Raw genomic sequence first — 1,925 nt, 5'->3', positions numbered from 1 at the left:
ACAGGTTCGCTACTCTCGGCGAGCTCCAGCGGGCGAAGCAGCTCACCCCCCGGCCCGACCCGGGCCTGCGGTGATGAGCCGGCATGAGCCTGTCACCGGCATGAGCCTGTCAGCGGATCCGTGGCGGCTACCCGGGCTGCGGATCACTGGCCGGTGGAGGTGTCAGCGAGGCCGGCGCGGTCGAAACGTGCGACAAGGCTGGGCTTGCGGGCATGCCGCTGGCGCAGGAGGGCGAACCGCTGTGTGAACTCCGTGCTGTGGCCGGCGCGTGCGGCAACAGCACGGAGGTCCTCGAGGATCTCGACGGCCGCGTCGTAGTCGCTCGGCCGGCGGCCGTCGATCAGCGCGTCGACACGCGCCCAGGCCGTTTCCTGGTCACCGGCCAGCGCGTCCAGCCGCTTCTCCCGGGCCAGCGCGCGTTCCCGCGCGCGGCGGGCCTCCCCCTCGGCGCGGGCGGCCTGCTCCTGGCGCCGGCGTTCCTGCCGGATCTCCGCGGCGGTGTCCAGCAGTTGCGCGACCGTGCGGCGGGGACGGCCGTTCCCGCCGCTGTCGGGCGTACCGCGGAAACGTCGCAGCAGCTCCAGCTGGACCCGGGCGCCGTCCCCGTGCGCGACCTGGAGCAGGAAGCTCTCCTTGTCACCGGCGGGGAGATCCCGGATCCATCCGGCGAGTGCGCGGGGGTCGTCCCTGGCCGCTGCCAGGGGCGGGCTTGCCTGGGCCGCGCTGGTGAGCAGGTCGGCGTCGAGGCGGAGGAAATCCGCCAGGGCCCGCTGCGGCGCGGTGAGGGAACCCAGCCCGGCGGGCACCGGTGGCTCGAGGGTGTCCTCCTCGTCGTCGCCGAAGACGTCCTCGTCACGTTCCCACGTCCCGTAGCCGGCCAGCCAGGCCAGGTAGAGAGCCCGCGGGTCCCCGGCGGCGAGCTCGGCGCGGGCACCGACGATGGCCGACAGGGAGTCCTCGGCGCCCTCCACCCAGTCCCCGCTGTCGTCCTCGCTGGTCAGATCGAGGATGAGATGGTCCCCGGCGGTCCAGGCCGTCAGGTGAGGCTCGACGGTGTACCGCTGGACGGTCTTGAGGTCGAGGAGGGTGCGGGGCAGCCGGATCATGATCCGATGGGTGCCCCAGTTGGCGAGGTAGAGGTGGGCATCGTAGTAGCGCTCCATCATGATGCGTGGATCGCCGTGAAAATCGCCCCAGTGGTACTCGTTGGTGAAGCTGGTGGCGGTGATCCGGGCCCGGGTGGACAGAGTGCGGACCTCGGCCTGCTGCTGTGCGGTCAACGGCCGGTCGACGGCCAGGAACTCGTAGTACTGGTATGTGCTCATCGTCGCGTCACCGTCAGGATGCCCAGTGCCGGTAGGCCTCGACCCATTCGGCCCCGCCCGGGGGTGGGGTGGGCAGCGGCAGGTCCAGGATACCGATCACCTGGCGGTGCTTCCCCCGGGTGCAGACCGCGACGATGCCGCTGTCGGACCGCAGGTCGATCTTCGTGACGGTCACGTCCACGCCCAGGACGGTGGTCTGGAAGGGAACGGCGAGGTTGTCCTCGATCACAGCGTGGAAGGCCGTGAGCTGTTCGTCCTCGCCGTAGGCGTCGACGACGGCCTGCTCGACCAGCGCATCCAGCTCCACCTCGTCCAGCTCCACCTCGGTCACCTCCACCGCCTTGGGTCACCTTCGCCGTAGCCGGCAGCCTACCGAGACAGCCGAATGGAGCCCCGACAGGGCAGGGGAACCCCAGCCGCCACTGGCCCGCGATCCTTGTGGCCGGTCCCTGTAATAGATATTCCGATGGCCTTCGAAGAGCGGCTCAGAACACCGGCAACCACCGGCCACGCTGGCCGCGCGGCACCGGTTGGTTATCTGTTGGTGTCGATGCTCGATACCAGGCAGTTCTTGCTGTCGCTGATGTAGAGGATGCCCGC

At 70.2% G+C, this 1,925-nt stretch carries 3 protein-coding genes; 1 reads left to right on the top strand and 2 read right to left on the bottom strand.

The window, feature by feature from the left end:
* Positions 1–143: 143 nt before the first annotated feature.
* Both AC5LSR_RS21210 and AC5LSR_RS21205 read right to left on the bottom strand, forming a co-directional pair.
* Positions 144–1,325 (bottom strand): hypothetical protein, encoded by a 1,182-nt coding sequence (locus AC5LSR_RS21210; protein WP_250287286.1) that lies wholly within the window; start codon positions 1,323–1,325, stop codon positions 144–146.
* 13 nt (positions 1,326–1,338) lie between these two features.
* The gene (locus AC5LSR_RS21205) at positions 1,339–1,662 is read right to left on the bottom strand and encodes a hypothetical protein (RefSeq protein ID WP_493465578.1); all 324 of its coding nucleotides are present in this window, start codon (positions 1,660–1,662) and stop codon (positions 1,339–1,341) included.
* 129 nt (positions 1,663–1,791) lie between these two features.
* On the opposite strand from AC5LSR_RS21205, the gene AC5LSR_RS21200 reads away from it, so the two are divergent.
* Complete coding sequence (locus AC5LSR_RS21200; protein ID WP_493468889.1) at positions 1,792–1,914, top strand: hypothetical protein; 123 nt, start codon at positions 1,792–1,794, stop codon at positions 1,912–1,914.
* The last annotated feature ends 11 nt before the right edge of the window (positions 1,915–1,925 follow it).

It is taken from the genome of Protofrankia sp. CiP1_Cm_nod4 (genome assembly GCF_982290645.1).
The sequence above is the reverse complement of the archived record's forward strand: the minus strand, read 5'-3'. Positions and strand labels throughout refer to the sequence as shown.